This window comes from Massiliimalia massiliensis, from assembly GCF_900155615.1.
In the GTDB taxonomy this organism is placed as follows: Bacteria; Bacillota; Clostridia; order Oscillospirales; family Ruminococcaceae; genus Massiliimalia; species Massiliimalia massiliensis.
Genome location: NZ_FUHT01000003.1, coordinates 134,269 through 152,664, shown reverse-complemented (window position 1 = coordinate 152,664; position 18,396 = coordinate 134,269). Strand labels below are relative to the sequence as shown.

At 49.9% G+C, this 18,396-nt stretch carries 16 protein-coding genes, 1 other RNA gene and 1 other annotated feature; of the genes, 8 read left to right on the top strand and 9 right to left on the bottom strand.

Going from position 1 to position 18,396, the window contains the following annotated elements:
• Nucleotides 1-50: 50 nt before the first annotated feature.
• Nucleotides 51-384: RNase P RNA component class A (gene rnpB, locus CZ360_RS04755), an RNA gene on the bottom strand.
• 273 nt (nucleotides 385-657) lie between these two features.
• Here rnpB and CZ360_RS04750 point away from each other — a divergent pair.
• The 8 genes from CZ360_RS04750 (at nucleotide 658) to CZ360_RS04715 (ending at nucleotide 10,375) form a co-directional block, all read left to right on the top strand.
• Nucleotides 658-858 (top strand): DUF1858 domain-containing protein, encoded by a 201-nt coding sequence (locus CZ360_RS04750; RefSeq protein WP_077533067.1) that lies wholly within the window; start codon nucleotides 658-660, stop codon nucleotides 856-858.
• A 106-nt stretch (nucleotides 859-964) separates the two neighbouring features.
• On the top strand, nucleotides 965-2,227 hold the full coding sequence (locus CZ360_RS04745; protein ID WP_077533066.1) for an MFS transporter: 1,263 nt from the start codon (nucleotides 965-967) through the stop codon (nucleotides 2,225-2,227).
• A gap of 6 nt (nucleotides 2,228-2,233) precedes the next feature.
• Entirely contained in the window at nucleotides 2,234-2,914 is a 681-nt protein-coding gene (locus tag CZ360_RS04740) for a class I SAM-dependent methyltransferase (RefSeq protein WP_077533065.1), read from the top strand.
• Nucleotides 2,915-3,161: 247 nt separating this feature from the next.
• Nucleotides 3,162-3,911 carry a Nif3-like dinuclear metal center hexameric protein gene (locus CZ360_RS04735; RefSeq protein ID WP_077533064.1) on the top strand — a complete coding sequence of 250 codons (750 nt, stop codon included), beginning with the start codon at nucleotides 3,162-3,164 and terminating at the stop codon, nucleotides 3,909-3,911.
• Between the two features lie 64 nt (nucleotides 3,912-3,975).
• Nucleotides 3,976-5,733 (top strand): Rqc2 family fibronectin-binding protein, encoded by a 1,758-nt coding sequence (locus tag CZ360_RS04730; RefSeq protein WP_077533063.1) that lies wholly within the window; start codon nucleotides 3,976-3,978, stop codon nucleotides 5,731-5,733.
• 7 nt (nucleotides 5,734-5,740) lie between these two features.
• Nucleotides 5,741-5,908, top strand: coding sequence for a cation-transporting P-type ATPase (locus CZ360_RS14350; protein WP_077533752.1), 168 nt, complete (start codon nucleotides 5,741-5,743; stop codon nucleotides 5,906-5,908).
• Nucleotides 5,909-6,096: 188 nt separating this feature from the next.
• Nucleotides 6,097-6,343, top strand: a binding site (T-box leader).
• 68 nt (nucleotides 6,344-6,411) lie between these two features.
• Entirely contained in the window at nucleotides 6,412-9,033 is a 2,622-nt protein-coding gene (locus CZ360_RS04720) for a valine--tRNA ligase (RefSeq protein WP_077533062.1), read from the top strand.
• A 67-nt stretch (nucleotides 9,034-9,100) separates the two neighbouring features.
• Nucleotides 9,101-10,375: a bifunctional folylpolyglutamate synthase/dihydrofolate synthase gene (locus tag CZ360_RS04715; protein ID WP_077533061.1), complete on the top strand. Its 1,275-nt coding sequence runs from the start codon at nucleotides 9,101-9,103 to the stop codon at nucleotides 10,373-10,375.
• Nucleotides 10,376-10,421: 46 nt separating this feature from the next.
• Here CZ360_RS04715 and CZ360_RS04710 read toward each other — a convergent pair whose 3' ends face one another.
• From CZ360_RS04710 to CZ360_RS04675, 8 genes are all read right to left on the bottom strand, one after another.
• Nucleotides 10,422-11,093, bottom strand: a complete 672-nt coding sequence (locus CZ360_RS04710) for a sigma-70 family RNA polymerase sigma factor (RefSeq protein ID WP_077533060.1) — start codon at nucleotides 11,091-11,093, stop codon at nucleotides 10,422-10,424.
• Complete coding sequence (gene spoIIAB / locus CZ360_RS04705) at nucleotides 11,086-11,526, bottom strand: anti-sigma F factor (protein ID WP_077533059.1); 441 nt, start codon at nucleotides 11,524-11,526, stop codon at nucleotides 11,086-11,088. The genes CZ360_RS04710 and spoIIAB overlap by 8 nt, the downstream gene beginning before the upstream one ends.
• A 14-nt stretch (nucleotides 11,527-11,540) precedes the next feature.
• Nucleotides 11,541-11,846, bottom strand: coding sequence for an STAS domain-containing protein (locus CZ360_RS04700; RefSeq protein WP_077533058.1), 306 nt, complete (start codon nucleotides 11,844-11,846; stop codon nucleotides 11,541-11,543).
• Nucleotides 11,847-11,995: 149 nt separating this feature from the next.
• On the bottom strand, nucleotides 11,996-13,486 hold the full coding sequence (locus tag CZ360_RS04695) for an alpha-L-arabinofuranosidase C-terminal domain-containing protein (RefSeq protein ID WP_077533057.1): 1,491 nt from the start codon (nucleotides 13,484-13,486) through the stop codon (nucleotides 11,996-11,998).
• A gap of 110 nt (nucleotides 13,487-13,596) precedes the next feature.
• The gene (locus CZ360_RS04690) at nucleotides 13,597-14,736 is read right to left on the bottom strand and encodes a glycerate kinase family protein (RefSeq protein WP_324612697.1); all 1,140 of its coding nucleotides are present in this window, start codon (nucleotides 14,734-14,736) and stop codon (nucleotides 13,597-13,599) included.
• Nucleotides 14,737-14,830: 94 nt separating this feature from the next.
• Entirely contained in the window at nucleotides 14,831-15,526 is a 696-nt protein-coding gene (locus CZ360_RS04685) for a hypothetical protein (RefSeq protein WP_077533056.1), read from the bottom strand.
• Between the two features lie 146 nt (nucleotides 15,527-15,672).
• Nucleotides 15,673-17,277, bottom strand: a complete 1,605-nt coding sequence (locus CZ360_RS04680) for a sodium-dependent transporter (protein ID WP_077533055.1) — start codon at nucleotides 17,275-17,277, stop codon at nucleotides 15,673-15,675.
• 114 nt (nucleotides 17,278-17,391) lie between these two features.
• A complete protein-coding gene (locus tag CZ360_RS04675) occupies nucleotides 17,392-18,372 on the bottom strand; it encodes a biotin--[acetyl-CoA-carboxylase] ligase (protein WP_077533054.1) in 981 nt (326 codons plus the stop codon).
• Nucleotides 18,373-18,396 lie beyond the last annotated feature (24 nt).

The following is an 18,396-nucleotide window of genomic DNA, read 5'->3' as shown; positions in this document are numbered from 1 at the left end:
CAGATTATACAGGTATTGCTACTACATGTATAATCTGTTTTGTTGTAAAACATGCGACCAAGCCTATAAGCCGGGTTCTGTCTATGCGGCAATCTATCTTGGCATCGCGTCGCCGCAGATGCTCGGTGCCACCTTTTGGGACCGCCGGACCAACGATAACATCCCGCTCGGTGTTGCATCGGATAGGGTTTACAGAGCCATACGGTCTCCCGTATGCTGGTGAGCTCTTACCTCGCCTTTCCATCCTTACCATTTTCATGGCGGTTTCTTTCTGTTGCACTAGCCCTAGAGTCGCCTCCGGCTGCCGTTAGCAGCTATCCTGTCCTATGATGCCCGGACTTTCCTCACAGGCGCAAACGCCTGCGCTGCCGCCCAGCCTGCTCGCAGTCTCAGTATACACCTATTGAGAGGACAAGTCAATGAGTAAAACCGTTGTTAAAATAGCAAAAGAATCAATTTAAAATTCGTGAAAATGACGTTTTGTTTTTTTAAGGAATCCTATTGCATTCACCATTTTTTATGGTTATAATAAAACCGTAATAGACGCAGAAGCAAAACGGCTCCTATCCTGTGGGCTTATTCCCTTTTCAAACCGATTTTTGCCTTCTGCACAGAAGACGCAGCGTCTTCACTAAGGAAGAAAGGATGGTTGATAAAATGGCCTTTACAGTAACAAAAGATTCCTTGATCGGTGATATCCTTGATTATGACGGCACAACCGCAGAATGCTTTCTGGAGGCAGGGATGCACTGCTTAGGCTGCCCGGCGGCCCGCGGCGAAAGCATCGAACAGGCTTGCGAGGTTCATGGGATTGATGTCAATGAGCTAATCGAAGCTTTGAACAAGCATCTCGCATAATCGAATTGTGAAAAAGAATCGTCCGAACTTTGTTTCGGACGATTCTTGTCAAGCCCTGTTTTTCTTTCCAATCAAAATTTAATTTCTCCGTCTGGAGGCATGCATCATGAAAATCACTGCCGCTAAAATCAAAAACAGCCTGATTGCCTTTTTTGGAATTGACCGGCTCAACAGCCAGTTTTTAAATTTCGCCGTATCTCACCTATGCTTTGTGATTGCCATCAACATCCATTCAGTTTTTGTGAACATCCTTCTGATGCGTGTTTCAGATGACGTCAATATTACCATTTACTATAATATGATCAGCTACTTCTGCTCAGGATTCGGAATGCTTCTGGGCGGAATGATCATTAAGCGGCTTGATCTCAAGTATATCACCTTTTTGGGGATCGGCTGCCATGTCGTCGCTTATGGTATTTTCCTTTTCTTCATGGACGAAATCGCGGTGTTCATGATCCCACTCGCCATTCTGATCGGTTTTGGCGGCGGCTTTTTCTGGTATACATATCTCAACGCCATTTCCTTTTATTCCGAGGACGATACCCGGGAAATCTCTATCTCCTTTATCGGCGTTTTTGCCAGCATTATCGCGCTTGCTGTTCCGGCGATCTCCGGTGCTGTAATCGACCTGTTTGAAGGGTTTACCGGTTATAATATTATGTTTGCCTGTGCATTTCTGGTTTCCGCGGCATCCATCGCACTGTTCACCCGTCTGCCGAGAGTTGAACCGGAGCGGAACAAAACGCATTATTTTTATTGCTTCAAACAGATTCTCACCAATTCCTGCTGGTTTTTTGACTACTCCCAAATCTTTTTGCGCAGTGTCCGAGACGGTGTGTTTGGCTTCTTTTTGAACGTGCTGCTCTATGAATATGTCAAAAGCGAGGCTTTAGTCGGGCTGAATGCACTGCTGGTTGGATTTATGGCGATCTTTTCCCAGTTTTTATGCGGAAAGCTTGTAAACGCTCAAAACCGGATCAAGACCATGTTTGTCACCACCTGTGTACTGACGGTCGCGCTCCTTCCTCTGGCGATCCACATGAGCGCGGGTACCATCTTTTTATTCAGTATCATCAATGCATTTTTCATTGTACTCCTGATGAATCCCGCGACGTCAATAGACTTCCTGGTCATTTCCACCATGCCGGACGGCTATATCCGACGCAGTGAATTTCTCGGCATGTCCGAACTGGTTCGCGCAGCCGGCCGGGCGGTAGGGCTGATTGCATTGCTGCTCATTCCAAAAACCTCTATCGGCTATGTGGCTGCGCTGGCGGGCATCACGGTATTGCAGTTTTTAACCACCTATTGTGCTCTTCGTACCCAAAAAGAGGTAAAAAAATATAAAGAACAAACACAAAAAGGATGATTTTATTTGCTCGATCTTCGGTTAACCGCCTGCGCTGAACTGGTTCGCCCAGGTACAAAGGTCTGCGATGTGGGAACGGACCACGCCTATCTGCCCTGCTATCTGGTCAAAAACGGGATCACATCCCAGGTCATCGCCGCGGACGTAAATGAGCGGCCGCTTGCCTCCGCCCGAAAGCATATTACAGAACAGGGACTCGGTTCTTCTATCCGTACGGTACTGTCCGACGGGCTTGCACAGATATCAGAACAGGAGGCGGACGACATTGTCATTGCCGGAATGGGCGGTGAACTGATCTGCCGAATCGTGCTGGGCTGTCCCTGGCTTCGCAGCGCTGAAAAGCACCTGATTCTTCAGCCCATGACGCAGATTCCCTACCTGCGGGAAACCCTCTGTGCGCAGGGATATGAAATCCTGCAGGAAAAACCGGTCTTTGAAAAGGGGCATTATTATACTGTGCTGCTGTGCAGGTGGTGCGGCAGGCCAAACCCGGCTGACGAGCTCTTTGCCCTGATCGGGAAAATCCCGGAGAGTAATTGTCCCGACCGGGACGGCTACCTGCTCTATCAAGCAAAACGGCTGGAAAAAATTGCAGCCGGTTACCGCCGTTCCGCCTCGGTCAAGGATATGGCTGAGCAGTATCAACGCTTGGCGGAGCAAATCAGGCGTTTTTTGCCAAACGGCTAGAAACGTGTTATAATGGAGCAAATAAAACATTTACTCCAGGGAGTTTCCCCCGGCGCCAAAAGCAGGCCCGCCGTTTTGCAAAGGCAAAATTGGAAAATCTCCCGTATGTCCGAGACGCTATCATCGGAATGCAATCCCTCCTGCTGAAGCATCGGCGTTTATATCACGGCAGCGCCGGCTCTCAGGAGATTTGTCCGGCGGAAAAAACAGAACATCATTTGGATTGATAGAAGAAAGAAGTGGTTACATGAAGGTAAAAGATATTTACCGGTTTATGGACGAATTCGCACCGTTCGAACGGGCGGAGGACTTTGACAACTGCGGCCTGATTGTAGGCGATATGGAGCAGGAGGTCACCAAAATCGGGATGGCACTGGACATCACTAACGAAATTATTGATAAGGCATTGGATAAAGGAATCAATCTGATTCTGACCCACCATCCGGTCATCTTCAACGCAATGAAACGGATCTGCGCCAACCATCCGGTATACCGCCTGATCCGCAATGGAATCTCGGTTATCAGCGCGCATACCAATCTCGATAAGGCGCAGTTTGGAATCAACACTGTTCTGGCAGAATATTACCATCTTCAGAACGTTGCTTCCCCCCTCTGCCTGGACGACCTGGGACGGATTGGGAATCTGGAAAGCCCTCTGCCGGTACCGGAATATGCAAAGCTCATCAAGGCTTCGCTTGGCGCGCAGAGTGTGCGTTATCTAGACTGCGGAAAACCGGCTCAAAAGGTCGCTTATATTTCCGGCTGCGGTGCCGGAATGTTCCGGGAAGTGATGGCATGCGACATCGATACCTTTATTACCGGAGATCTAAAACTGGATCTGTTTATCGAGGCCAAAAACCTCGGTGTCAACCTGATTGAGGCAAATCATTTTGATTCCGAAAACGTAATCTTTGAATCTCTCGGAAAACGGATTGAAACATTTTGCGGCTTCCAGCCAATTTTATTGAGTACAGAAAATATTGTCAAGGTAGTATAAGGAAAACGGGTGGGGATTCATCCCGCCCGTTTTGATTCTATCACGATCAAAGAGGAGAACAAACGTGGCATTAGATGGAATCTTTCTTGCTTCTATCCGGCATGAAATCGAGGAAAAAGCGTTAAACAGCCGGGTAGACCGAATTTATCAGCCCTCGAAAGAGGAAATTATAATCACTCTGCGGTTCAGGGGCGGAAGTGTCAAATTACTGATGAGCGCATCGGCAAACAGCCCGCGCCTTCACTTCACCACCATCCAACTGGAAAATCCCAAATCCCCGCCGATGTTCTGTATGCTTCTGCGCAAACATCTCAGCACCGCAAAGCTTGTCGCACTTCGTCAGCTCGGAAGTGACCGAATCCTGTTTTTGGATTTTGAAACAGTAAACGAACTGGGCGATCTGGTGGTTATGACCATTGCAGTGGAAATCATGGGACGGCACTCCAATATTATCCTGATCAACCAGGAGGGCAAAATCATCGACGCGGTCAAGCGGATCACCGACGAAATGTCCAGCGTCCGCCCGATTCTGCCCGGCATGAAATACACGCTTCCGCCAGCGCAGGACAAGCTGAACTTTTTTACCGCGACCCGGGAGGAAGCGTCAGCAGCGTTTCAGGCTGCCAAAAACCAGGATTTTGCAAAGGCGATTATGCAGGTTTATTCCGGCGTATCCCCTATCCTTTCAAGGGAGATCGCCTACTATGCAACCGGCGGAATCGATCTGATGAAAAACGAGGTTTCCAACTTCCGGATGAACCGGATGTTTGAACGGATTGAAGCGATCCGGGAGAGGGTGCAAAGCCATACAGAGCAATTCACCATGGTTTCCGAAAAAGGAAAGCCCAAGGACTTTACCCTAATCCCCATTGAACAGTACGGCTCCTACCTGCAAAAATCCAGCTATCCGACGGCAGGCGAACTGCTCGACCACTTTTTCTCCGAGCGTGACCGGGTAGAGCGGATGAAGCAGCGCTCCCATGATCTGCTAAAACTGCTGGTGAATACCACAGAACGGATTACCAGAAAGCTGGATATCCAGCATCGTGAACTGTCCGCCTCGGAAAACCGGGAAACCCATAAAATTTACGGAGACCTTCTAAACGCAAACCTGTGGGCTTTCCGCAGGGGCGACCGTTTCGTTACAGTGCAAAATTTCTATGACGAGAACTGCGCAGAGGTTACCATCCCGCTCGACGAAGCCCTGACCCCGGCGCAGAATGCCCAGAAATACTATACCGAATACCGCAAGGCAAAAACCGCCGAGGAAAAGCTGCTGGAGCTGATCGCCAAATCAGAGCAGGAGCTGATATACCTGGACAGCATCTTTGACGCGGTTACCAGAACAACCGGGGAAAGCGAGCTGCTGGAAATCCGGGAGGAGCTGACAGAGCAGGGGTATCTGAAAAACTATCGAAACAAAAACAAGATGCTCCGCCCCCTTCCTCCGCTTCAATACCGGTCGTCCGACGGCTTTACCATCCTGTGCGGGAGAAATAACCGTCAAAACGATAAGCTAACCCTAAAAACGGCGCATAATTACGATCTCTGGCTGCATACGCAGCGGATTGCGGGTTCGCATGTCATCGTGGTGGCGGACGGGAAGGAAATTCCAAACCGCACCATTGAGGAAGCGGCCGTCATCGCCGCCTACAATTCCAAGGCGCGGGATTCGGCTAAGGTTCCGGTGGATTACACCCTTGTCCGGTATGTGAAAAAGCCGAACGGCGCAAAACCGGGCATGGTGATCTTTACTGATTACCAAACAGTATACGTAACGCCTGACCCGGCTTTGGCGGAACAGCTTTTGGTGAAAAACTAAAAGCGTCATCTTTTCAACAATAAAACGGGGGAGTTCTGCTGATGCAACAAGAAGAAAACAACCAATCTGTACAGAAAGAAAAAAACGAGCCGAAAAAAGAGGAAGAAACAAACTACCTGTCCATGGGCACGAGTCTTGGTCTCTGTTTTGGCGTTGCTTTCGGAATTATTTTTGACCAGCTTGCCATTGGAATCTCCATTGGTATGGCTCTGGGCATTAGCATCGGTGCCGCGCTTGACCATCAGAAAAAGGGAAAAGGCAAATAATATACAATAACCCGGAGGGACAAACACCCCGTTTTCGCCGTTTTGCCCCCTTGCAAGCCCATCCGCTTCATGATATAATTAAGAAAATATCTGAAACAGAAAAGCTGTGATGAGGAGGAGTAGATTCTTACCGGAAGCCAAGAGAGGAAACGGGTGCTGGAAGTTTCCGTGACGGAAGAATCAAAGGTAGCCTCGGAGCTGTATCGCTGAACTCCTGAGTAAGCGACGCCGGAAAGCCCGCCGTTAACGGGAATCACATCGGAGGCGTTCCGGTGTGGATGAGCGCGGGGTAGAATCGCCCCGAATTCAGGTGGTACCACGGATTTTTCACATCCGCCCTGAGCACACTGTGCTTCGGGCGGATGTTTATTTTGCCTGAAGTCTGACGAAACTGCAAGCAGGAGGAAACCTCATGAAAAAAACATTGGAAAAAGTTTATGCACCAAAAGAATTTGAAGACCGTATCTATCAGTTCTGGCAGGACGGCGGCTATTTTAAGGCTGAGCCCGATCCAAAAAAAGAACCCTATACCATTGTAATCCCGCCGCCCAATATTACCGGACAGCTTCATATGGGGCACGCCCTGGATGAAACGCTGCAGGACATCCTGATCCGTTACAAACGGCTCCAGGGCTATTCCGCGCTCTGGGTGCCGGGCACTGACCACGCTTCTATCGCAACCGAAGCAAAAATTGTAGAGGCAATGCGCAAAGAGGGGATCAGCAAGGAGGATTTGGGACGCGACGGCTTTTTGGAGCGCGCCTGGGACTGGAAACGCCAGTATGGCGGAAGGATTGTAGAACAGCTCAAGAAGCTCGGTTCTTCCTGCGACTGGTCGAGAGAACGCTTTACCCTGGATGAAGGCTGCTCGGAGGCGGTAAAAGAAGTATTTGTCCGTTTGTATGAAAAAGGATTGATTTATCAGGGTGAGCGAATCATCAACTGGTGTCCGCACTGCCTGACCTCGATCTCTGACGCTGAAGTGGAATATTCCGAACAGCACGGCCATTTCTGGCATCTGCGCTATCCCTTAACAGACGGCTCCGGTTGGCTGGAGCTTGCGACCACCCGCCCGGAAACTATGCTCGGAGATACTGCCGTCGCGGTAAATCCGGAGGATGAACGATACCGGCATCTGGTGGGCAAAACGCTGACCCTGCCGCTGGTCGGCCGGGAAATCCCGGTTGTCGCCGATGATTATGTTGATATGGAATTCGGAACCGGCGTGGTAAAGATCACCCCGGCGCATGACCCGAATGACTTTGAGGTCGGCCTGCGCCATAATCTGCCTGTAATCAACGTGATGACCGATGACGCCCACATGACCGATGACTGCGGAAAGTATGCCGGCATGGAACGGTATGAAGCGCGAAAAGCGATTGTCGCCGATCTGGAAGAGGGCGGCTACCTGGTAAAGGTAGAGGATCACGACCACAACGTCGGCGAATGCTACCGCTGCTCTACCACAGTAGAGCCCCGTGTTTCCAAACAGTGGTTTGTGAAGATGGAGCCGCTTGCAAAGCCCGCCATTGAAGCGGTGAAACGCGGTGAAGCCAAATTTGTCCCTGAACGCTTTGACAAGATTTATTATCACTGGATGGAAAACATCAAGGACTGGTGTATTTCCCGTCAGCTCTGGTGGGGACATCGAATTCCCGCTTATTACTGTGCCCAATGCGGCGAAACTGTCGTCGCCAAGGAAGAACCCCACATCTGTCCGAAATGCGGCTGCACCTCCTTCCATCAGGATGAGGATACGCTCGACACCTGGTTTTCCTCTGCGCTCTGGCCTTTCTCCACACTTGGCTGGCCGGAACGAACAGAGGACCTCAAATATTTTTACCCGACCAATACCCTTGTCACTGGCTATGATATCATCTTCTTCTGGGTTGCCCGGATGATCTTCTCCGCAGTGGAGCACACCGGAACGGTTCCGTTCAATACTGTACTGATCCATGGGCTGGTTCGGGACGAGCAGGGCCGGAAGATGTCCAAATCCCTCGGCAACGGGATCGATCCTCTGGAGGTCATCGACGAATACGGCGCCGACGCGCTGCGCTATATGCTGGCGAGCGGCAACAGCCCCGGAAATGACCTGCGTTATTCCGAAGACAAGGTAAAAGCGGCGCGGAACTTCGCGAACAAGCTCTGGAACGCGACCCGGTTTATTTTAATGAACCTTTCCGACGAGATCACCAGGCCCGAGCTGCCCGCCGTTTTGACTCTGGAGGACAAATGGGTTCTGAGCAAATACAACAATCTCGTCAAAGAGGTAACGGAAAACCTTGATAAATTTGAACTCGGAATCGCGGCTTCCAAGGTATACGACTTTATCTGGGACTATCTCTGCGACTGGTATATTGAGCTGACCAAAACGAGAATTCAGGCCGGAGGAGAAACCGCGGTCAATGCCCAGAAGGTCCTGGTTTATATCATGGCAAACTGCCTGAAGCTGCTCCACCCGTTCATGCCGTTTATTACAGAAGAAATCTGGCAGGCGATCCCGAATGATGCGGAAAGCATCATGGTTTCCGCATGGCCGCAATATCTTGATTCCCTCAGCTTTGTCGATGAGGAAAGAGATTTTGAACGGATTATGGACGCCATCAAAGGCATCCGCAACGCCCGAGCGGAAAAGAACGTTCCGCCAAGCCGGAAAGCGGCTGTTTATGTTGCGACCGACTATCAGGATTTGTTTGCCGGCTGCAAGCCGTTCTTTGAAAAGCTCGCCTCCGCTTCCGACCTGCAGGTTGGATCAGAATGGATGATTGACGGCGCGGTTCAGGTTATCACTAACGATGCGAGAATCTTCCTGCCAATGGAGGATCTGATTGATAAAGAAAAAGAGCTGGAACGCTTAAACCGTGAAAAGGCAAGCTGTGAAAAAGATATCAAAATGCTTTCCGGGAAGCTTTCCAATGAAAAATTTGTTTCCAAGGCTCCTGCCAATATCGTAGAGCAGGAACGGGAAAAGCTCTCCCGCGCCGAGGAAAGAATGGCTAAGATTCTGGAAAGCCTCCAGGCACTCAGCTAAGTAAAAAACCAGCCCCCATCCCAAATCAGGATGGGGGTATCTTTCAGGATAACAGGAGGGATCTCTTATGACCTATTCCCAGGCGCTCGAATATATCCATTCCTTCCGCCCCTTTGTCCCCAACCCGGAGCTTGACCGGCTTCTCCCATTGCTGAACGCGCTGGGAAATCCGCAGGATCAGCTCAAATTCATCCATGTGGCCGGCACAAACGGAAAAGGTTCCACTGTGACGATGTGCGCAAAGATACTCACCCTGTCCGGCTACCGCTGCGGGGTCTTTACCTCTCCCTATGTCGTCGATTTCCGCGAACGGTTTCAGGTGGATGGAGAAATGATTTCACAGCAGGAGCTGGCCGCGCTGGTAGAGGCACTCCGGCCAATACTAGAGGAAATGAAGACCAGGAACCAATTCGTCAATGAATTTGACGTGGTGACCGCCATCGGCTTCCTGTATTTTCTCAGCAAGGGCTGCAATATCGTCTGCCTGGAGGTCGGCCTGGGGGGGATACACGATTCTACTAATGTGATCAAAACGCCGCTTGCGGAGATTATCACCTCCATTTCCCTGGATCATACCAGAGTTCTTGGAGATACAATTGAAGAAATCGCGGCCAAAAAGGCCGGCATCATCAAGCCAAATTCAGACTGCGTCTGTTACCCCAGGCAGCATCTGGACGCGATTGCCGTCCTGATGGAGCAGTGTGCAAAAACCGGCAGCCGGCTTCATCTCGCAAATCCCAATCAAGTGCAGATTATACGTTCCGACCTAACCGGCTCCGCTTTTTTCTATGCAGGGAAGACCTATGAAATCTCCCTGGTAGGAGCGCATCAGGTTTACAATGCAGTTACGGTTATCCAAACGATGGAGCTGCTTCGACAGAAAGGTTTTGTCCTTCCTGGCTCCGCCATAACAGAAGGCTTGAAGGAAACCCGCTTTTCCGCGCGGTTTCAGATTTTGCGGCAAAACCCGGTAGTCGTCGTGGACGGCGCGCATAACCCGGAGGGGCTGCAGGCGCTTTCCCAAACTCTCCAAATGATCCAGCAGAAAAAAAACCTGATTGTCGGGATGATGGCGGATAAGGATTACGGACATTCCCTGCAGGCTGTCTGCCGGCAAGCGGACGAGGTGATCTGTGTGCCGATACAAAACCCCAGGGCAGTCCGGCCGGAGCTGCTGGCGGAGCTGGCAGAAGGAGTCTGTCCCTCTGTTTCTGTGATCCGTAATTTATCGGAAGCTTTTCAGACAGCGTTAGACCGTTCAGGCGAGCAGGACTATATTATCGTCTGCGGTTCCTTTTTCCTCGCGGGAGAGATGATCCCCATCATAAAAAACAGGCTGTGACATAGCAGGAGCAGGCCGCGTCTTACCGCAGGCCTGCTCCTATTTTTTATTCCAACAGCTTTTCGCGCAATGCAGTCAAAATCTTTTTTTCCCGCCTTGACACCTGCACCTGTGTCATCGATAACTCCTTCGCTGTTTCTGTCTGTGTTTTTCCCCGGAGATAACGCAGGATAATCAGCCTGCGGTCACGGCTTTCCAGGCTGTTCACCACTTCCTTAAGCGACAGCAGTTCGGCAATCTGTTCCTCATGGTTTTCCACCCTGATATCAAGCTGCCGCCCTTCCCCTGATTCATCCTCATCGGTCAGAGAAACCGGCGGACTGCTGACGTTCAGTGCTTCTACGATCTCTTCCTCCGCTGCGCCCAGCCGCTCGCTAAGCTCTGAGAGCTGTGGATCACGGGAATTTTCCTTAATGAATTTCTCCTTTTCCCGCACTACCTTCAGCGACAGCTCCTTCAGGCTGCGGCTGACCTTAATTGCCCCGCCGTCACGGAATAGACGTTTAATCTCTCCCAAAATCACCGGAACCGCATAGGTTGAAAATTGAACGCCCCGTTCCTCATCAAAGGCGTCAATCGCTTTGATGAGTCCCACACAGCCGGCGGAATAAAGATCGTCGTATTCAATTCCCCGGCCCTTAAAGCGTTTGACACATAGATGAACCAATCCCAGATTTTTCTCAGCAAAGTCATCGCGCTCCGCTTTGCTTTTAATCATCGCCGCGCGCCTGCAACTTTTTCATCATCACAACTGTGGTTCCTTTTTCGGGTGCAGACCGAACCGTTACCTTATCCATAAACGCCTGCATGACTGCAAATCCCAGCCCCGCGCGTTCTTCCTGTTTTGCCGTTGTAAACATCGGCTCCATTGCCTGTTTGATATCGTCAATCCCGCATCCACGATCCCGTATTTTTATGTATGCCGTCCGATCCTCCAGGATCCGTACTGTTAGGTATACCTTTCCCAGCGTATTTCGGTAAGCGTGGACAATACAGTTTGTTACCGCTTCCGAAACGGCCGTTTTAATATCGCTGATCTCGTCTACCGTGGGGTCGAGCTGTGCAAAAAAACCGGCTGTTGCCATACGGGCATAGCTCTCATTGGAGGAGCGGCTTAAAAAATTAATATTCGCTTCATTCAGTATTTTCATCTTTTTCCCATCCTTTACTTCTTGATTACAACCAGCTTGTCCAACCCGGCAAGGATCATTACTTTACGGATATGGGCCGAGACATTGGTGACAGCCACCTTTCCTCCCAGCGACTGCATCAGTTTATATCTTCCCATGACTAAACCGATCCCGCTGCTGTCCATGAAGGTGACGTCCTTAAAATCCAGATTCAGAGTCTGCGGCCGCACCTGTTCAGCCTTACTGTCGATCAGTTCCCGGATTTCTCCTGCTGTATGATGGTCAATATCTCCGCTCAAATAAGCGGTCAACCCGTTTTCCTTTTCCTCGAGTTTTACCATATTGGTCTCCCTTTCTTTTATACTATATGTAATATTTTAATATTTTTTATCTATTTGTATCAACTTTACATCTTCCCTGTTATTATACAAAGAAAGAAATAAAAAAAATGTCAGAATACCGGGGTATTCTGACATTTTTTTCTAAACACTTATTCAATTGAAATAACATTAATGGAATGCGGCGGGAGCACCACCTTAAGCGCATCGGTAATGGTCTGCCATTCGGTAGACTGAATCATTACCTCGTCGTGCCCTACGTCATTATAAGATTCTGTGCTGCTACCAGAGATTGTATGAACCTGGTAACGTGCAGCTTCCCCAACCTCCACAGTGAGTTCACATCCCTGGCTGGCATCCTTATTTACCGCCGCCAGAGCAATACCCTCCCTGTCCGAGAATTTTGTAGCCAGCAGGTCAACTGCCTCTACGTCCAGCTTCTCGCCGTTTTTATGGCGGACGGACAGGAATCGCGGCGTTTCATTCCAGAGATCCAGCACAATATCGCCAAGATAATTGACATACAGGTCAAAAACGTGATAGGTTGAGCGCAGGACAATTCCATTTTGATCTGTATAAATACAGCCCCGTGTATTCACAACCGGCGCAAAGTTTGCCATTCCCACAATGTCGCAGTTTCGGTTGCAGGCATTCAGGAAACAGGCGGTAAAGACTGCGTCAGCCATGGTATATTTTGTATTGTCATCGTTTTTGTCCCGTGGATACAGATAGTCCTTTTTATCCACGGCCATCTGAACGGTATGCATATTCGGATGGTACCAGCCGCGCAGATTCCATTCGTCAAAGGCGATTTTGATCTTCTTTTCCAGTCCCATTGCTTCGAGCAAACCCCGGACTTCCCGAATCGAATGGTCAATGTCATAGGTATAGGCCATTACCTGCTCATAGTCTGCATAATCATTTGTTTGGTGTATACCATCCCAATATTCGTGAATAGAGATCCAATCCAGGCGGTCGGAGCAGTGCTTCAAAAGGTTAATATTCCAGTCGAGATCGGTAAGCGCAGCAGCCGTCAGTTCCGTAGTGGGGTCGACATGCTTAATCATCTTGGCCGACTCATTTACCAGCCTTCCCCATTCGCCTGCCGACTTTGCCCCGATCTCCCAGCTTCCATAGTTCTCGTTTCCAATGCTCCAGTATTTAACCGCATAGGGCTTTTCATGTCCGTTTGCGATCCTCTGTTTGGCATACTGGCCTTCGTTCTCCAGGTTACAGTACTCTACCCAATCGCTCATCTCCTCGGGAGTCCCGGTTCCCGCATTGGTGCAGATATAGGGCTCGCAGCCAAGCTTCCGGCACATATCAAGGTATTCGTCCGTTCCAAAGGTGTTCGGGTCCTCAACCCGCCAAGCTTTGTCAAACAATGGAATCCGTTCTTTGCCGACCGCATCTTTCCAATGATAGGAAGATACAAAGCAGCCGCCCGGCCAGCGCAGTACAGGAACCTTAATTTTCCGCATCGCCTCCAGCACATCTGTCCGCAAGCCTGCCTCGTCAGAGAGCGGATTGCCCGGATCATAAACCCCTCCATAAATCTGGCGGTGAAAATGTTCGATAAAATGCCCGTAAATCATTGGGTTTCGTTTCCCAATTTCACGATTAGGATTAATAAAAACTTTCATTGCGGTTCTTCCTTTCATCCATGATAGTGATGTTTCGTGCCCGTTCACGAATTCATTCTACCGCAACTTTTTTTCACTGTATATGGAAAATATTCGGTTGAAAAGGAAATTTATCGGATATTGCCGGCCTTTATAGTCCGGAAAATATTCTCCGCTACATAAGCGAGGTTTTCCCTGCTGTGTTTCCTGGCTATTTCAAACGGGACGGCGCCCCGGTTGATGCTGAACAGCGCAGTAATACCGCAGTCATAGGCTTCGGGCACATCCTCTGTCAAGTCCCCGGCCAGTACATACAAAGGGATACCGCTTCCCTGCATTCTTTTGGCAATCCCGCTGATCACCTTTCCGTGCAGGCTCTGAGAGTCAAATCGTCCCTCTCCGGTAAAGACTGCGTCTGCTCCCTGAAGCTTCTCTTCAAACTCTACAAAATCCAGCACTGTCTCTATACCGGATTTCAGTTCAGCATTCAAAAAGGCCACCGCGCCTGCTCCAAATGCCCCCGCGGCGCCGCTTCCCTCCAGTTCAGCCAGCCCTGTGCATCCAAGATCTGTTTCCAGCTTTGCCGCTAAGGACTTTACCTGTTCGTCCAGAAAAGAAACCATCGTCTCATCCGCTCCCTTTTGCGGGCCAAAGATACAGGCCGCTCCAGTTGGGCCATACATTGGATTTTCTACATCGCACATCGCAGTTACATGGATACCATCCAATCGTTTTGCTGCCTTTTCCAGGCGAATCGCTTTGATTTTCGATAGCGTCGCCCCAATCGGTGTAAAGGCATTTCCCTGTTCATCTAAAAATTCGACGCCCAATGCCGCGGCACAGCCGCAGCCTCCGTCATTGGTGCAGCTTCCGCCCATTCCCAGCACGATTTCCCTGGCGCCCTGTTCAATAGCATGGCGGATCAGCTCTCCAACACCATAGGTGGTGGTGCGGGACGGGTCTTTTCGCTCCCCTACCATCGGCAATCCCGCCGCAGCCGCCATCTCAATTACTGCAGTCTCACCAAACCGGCCGTAAAAGCTTTCCACTGGTTCAAACCAGGGTCCAGTTACAGTCAGGGAAACCTTTTCCCCCTCCATGGCCTGCAAAAAGCAGTCTACCGTTCCCTCGCCGCCATCCGCCACAGGAAGGGCAGCAACCTGACAGCCCGGAAAAATTTTTTCCGCCTTCTCTCCTATCACACCGCAAATCTCTGAAGAACTCAGCGTTCCTTTGAAGGAATCCGGAATCACAATCAATTTTTTCATCATACCACCATACCTTTCAAAAATCCGGCGCGAAGAATCATTTCACGCTGCTTCTAAAATAAAACACACCGCAATCACAGCGGTGTGTTTTTCTCCATTATACAAATAACTTCCGCACATGATATCCCTGTATCAACAGAACAACCGCCAGTACCATCAGGACAGATCCAAGAATTGGGCAGGCCACTGTTATTACTGTAGAAAAGGTTTCTCCCATGCCCGAACCTTCCATTGTCTGCGCCACTGCCTGAGAAAAATTCCCAAGCACATAAACTCCATTGCGCACCCACATAACGGCCGTCATAATGGAAATTGGCACCAGCAGCATCGCGAGCCAAAAGCCGCTGCGGACGCGCTGCTTGATCCCCTTCATTGCCAATGCAATCGGAACAATAAATACAATCGAAAAGATCGGTGTAAGGAACTGTGGGGAAAGAATCATAAACAGGATTGCACACAACAGAAAGACCCGGTAAAACGGCTGGATATTCTTCACCTGACCGGTAAAGTCTCCATAAGCCGCGCCAAGATAGCCCAGATAATACCTGGTTTTTCCCTGCAGCTCCTTCGGATCAGCATCAATCCGGTAATAAGCAGCAAGCTTTTTCCCTTTACTGATTAGCGACCGGTAAACCTCGTCGAATCTTTCCGGCACATCAAGCATCGAAAACTGAACCGTCAGCTCCTGTACCGTTTTTAAAAGCCGCTGCTTACTGCTGCCAAGTAAATCTGTCTCCTGCATTTTCTGAGATAATGTTTCCAATACCTCGAGCAAATCCTCATTCTTCATCATTATTTCAAATCACTCTTATTTCTTTTTCTTTTGATCCTGTGAAATCAGCATTTTCATGGATATTCCGGCTGCCCCAAGGACAACAGCCCATACAATAATCATAAAGATGAGCGCGCCAACTGTTAAGTCTCCCATGTTCAGCCCTCCTATTCTTTCACCGGAGCATTCGCTGCCAGTTCATCACCATAACGGTGTTTCACATAATTGCGTGTGATAATAGTCGCCGCAACAAAAATGGCGATCATAACGACGCGGGCCAGATTCACCCACAGCACGCGCATCGGATCGGCCAGAGAACCGTCCTCCGCAAAGCCGCCCGGAATCAAAGCCATAGCGCCGCTGTTGATTCGCTCTATTGTCGCCGCAATCAGCACAACGATCAGCATCAGCGGGGTAACATACCGCAGAAGGACATTAAAAAACGGCTTCGGCAGCTTCTTTAAAGCTCCTTCATTGATTCGGTACTGCTGTTCTCTAGGCATGCAGCGTGTAAATACAATTACCTCGATCAATCCCAGGATCAGCAGGAAATACTGCCCAATCCACAAATCCAGTTCATCTAGATAGAAGGTATTTCCCACTTTGTTCAGAATAGTTTCAAACGCAACCGGGAAGCCGACAATCAGGAAACAGCCCATAATAATCCAGGAGGCTTTTTTCTTGCTGATGCGCGCGATCTCGGATAAGAAGGTGGTTACATAGCTGTACAGCGCCATAGAAGAGGTAAATCCGGCAAAGAACAGCAACACAAACCACAGCCCGCCGAACAACTGCCCCAATGGCATGTCGCGGAACGCGTTTGGCAATGTGATAAAGGTCAGGGACGGACCGGCATTTTCTAAAACTTCCTGTCCTAAATAGGCATAGCCGATTGGGATAACAATGGAAGCTGCCAAGACAATTTCTGCAAATTCATTCAACGCAACGGTTGATACCGAGGAAATTACTACATCATCCTCTTTTTTCAGATAAGAAGCATAATGGCAGATCAGCCCCATCCCGATAGACAGCGAGAAGAAGATTTGCCCACAGGCCGCCATTGTCCCGCCCCAGGTCAGTTTACTGAAATCCGGGTTCCAGACATAGTTCAGGCCCTTCAGCGCAGACCAGTCCGGGTTAACCGGGCTGCCGGTGGTAAACGCGGCAACAACCAAAATAATCGCAAACAGGTAAAGCGCAGGCATCATAACCTTCGCCCACTTTTCAATTCCGCCGCTGATCCCGCGTGAAACCGCATAGGCCAGCATAATAAGAACAATGATCCAGAACAGGAATACCCTGGTAGGGCTTGAAATCATCCCGACGAATAATTCTCCTGTATTGATGGAGTGATCCATATAATCTCCGGCAAAGGACATCACAGAATAGTTCAGCGTCCAGCCGACAATATGGGTATAATACGAGTTAATCAATAATGTAATCGCAAAGCAAAGCCCGCCGCTGATAGAGCCAATCGCGAGTGCGGTTTTTGGCTTCAGCCCCTGCCTTGCCTGGAGATAAACCATGGCTCCCAGAGTGTTCTCATCGTGTTCTCCTCCAAAACGCCCGGTCTGCCATTCCATTACCATAATTGGAAACCCTAATAATAGCAGCGCAATAAAATACGGGATCATAAACGCCCCGCCGCCGTTGCCTGCCGCCATATATGGGAATTTCCAGAAGTTACCCAGCCCGACGGCATTCCCGGCCATCGCAAGGATCAGACCTAGCTTTGAGCCCCAGCCATCTTTTCCGCTTGCATGTTCTGACATGAAAAAACCTCCTAAACGTCAATACTAAACAGATGGTATCATTTTAACAGATATTTGGTGAAATAGCAATATATAATTCATAATTCTATCCAATAAAAACAAAATATTTCCGGATTATCTGACGCTTACCTCTCCGCTATAGATTACTGTATCTCCCCGCGTCTCTGTCCGAACCAGCAAACCGCCCTTCGCATCAATCCCGAGCGCCCTTCCATGCACCTTTTCCCTCGGATAAATCAGGTCGATTTCCTTCCCGATCAGCGCAACATCCTCGCGGTACTCGGCAAGCATTTCCTCCCGATGCCGCAAAAACCAATCGTCTGCCAAAAGCCGTTCCAGCCGCCCGAGCACCGTCACGATGACCTGCTGCCGAGAAAATGTCCTCCCGCCAATCTGCCACAGGGAGCATGCTGTTTGCTGCAGCTCGTCCGGGAAGCTGCGGTTATTGACATTAATTCCTATTCCGCTCACCGTATACTGAACTCTCCCGGTTTCACTCTCCACTGAGCTTTCTGTCAGGATTCCGCACAGCTTTTTTCCATTCCAGACTACATCATTCGGCCATTTGATCTTGGGCCGGGTTCCGGTCAGCGCTTCCGCCGCTTCTACAACGCTGAGCGCCGCAGTCAGCGTCAGGAGGTTGAGCTCATCCAGATGAATGTCCGGACGCAGAACCACACTGAAATACACACCCTCCCGCAAAGGAGAATAGAAATGGCGGTACATCCGCCCCTTTCCCTGTGTCTGGGTCTCGGCTACTACTACCGTACCATCCGAATCAGGCTGTTCCGCGAGCTTTTTGGCATAGGAATTGGTTGAATCAACCTGCTTGAGCAGGATCAGCCTCCTACATAGCCTTCCATTCGGCATTGCCGCCTTCAGTGACTCCTCCTCCAGAAATCCGCCCTCCGGCTCGGCCAGGCAATATCCCCGATTCGTTACCGCCTCTATCTGATAGCCCTCTTCCCGCAGGGAACGCACCGCCTTCCAGACTGCGGCGCGGGTGATTTGAAGCGACTGGCTTAGAGCATTCCCGGAAAGGAATACGCCCGCATGCTGTTTCAGCATCTGCAGCACCTGTTCTTTTGTATTCATTCTGCACCTCTTTCTTCCCGCGGC

What these genes read in the sequence shown, in the direction of transcription:
- CZ360_RS04675 (WP_077533054.1), bottom strand. Translation starts at nt 18,372, where the DNA reads ATGAATACAAAAGAACAGGTGCTGCAGATGCTGAAACAGCATGCGGGC.
- CZ360_RS04695 (WP_077533057.1), bottom strand. Translation starts at nt 13,486, where the DNA reads ATGAAAGTTTTTATTAATCCTAATCGTGAAATTGGGAAACGAAACCCA.
- CZ360_RS04720 (WP_077533062.1), top strand. Translation starts at nt 6,412, where the DNA reads ATGAAAAAAACATTGGAAAAAGTTTATGCACCAAAAGAATTTGAAGAC.
- CZ360_RS04745 (WP_077533066.1), top strand. Translation starts at nt 965, where the DNA reads ATGAAAATCACTGCCGCTAAAATCAAAAACAGCCTGATTGCCTTTTTT.
- CZ360_RS04680 (WP_077533055.1), bottom strand. Translation starts at nt 17,277, where the DNA reads ATGTCAGAACATGCAAGCGGAAAAGATGGCTGGGGCTCAAAGCTAGGT.
- CZ360_RS04685 (WP_077533056.1), bottom strand. Translation starts at nt 15,526, where the DNA reads ATGATGAAGAATGAGGATTTGCTCGAGGTATTGGAAACATTATCTCAG.
- CZ360_RS04750 (WP_077533067.1), top strand. Translation starts at nt 658, where the DNA reads ATGGCCTTTACAGTAACAAAAGATTCCTTGATCGGTGATATCCTTGAT.
- CZ360_RS04710 (WP_077533060.1), bottom strand. Translation starts at nt 11,093, where the DNA reads ATGATTAAAAGCAAAGCGGAGCGCGATGACTTTGCTGAGAAAAATCTG.
- CZ360_RS04715 (WP_077533061.1), top strand. Translation starts at nt 9,101, where the DNA reads ATGACCTATTCCCAGGCGCTCGAATATATCCATTCCTTCCGCCCCTTT.
- CZ360_RS04735 (WP_077533064.1), top strand. Translation starts at nt 3,162, where the DNA reads ATGAAGGTAAAAGATATTTACCGGTTTATGGACGAATTCGCACCGTTC.
- CZ360_RS04700 (WP_077533058.1), bottom strand. Translation starts at nt 11,846, where the DNA reads ATGGTAAAACTCGAGGAAAAGGAAAACGGGTTGACCGCTTATTTGAGC.
- spoIIAB (WP_077533059.1), bottom strand. Translation starts at nt 11,526, where the DNA reads ATGAAAATACTGAATGAAGCGAATATTAATTTTTTAAGCCGCTCCTCC.
- CZ360_RS04690 (WP_324612697.1), bottom strand. Translation starts at nt 14,736, where the DNA reads ATGATGAAAAAATTGATTGTGATTCCGGATTCCTTCAAAGGAACGCTG.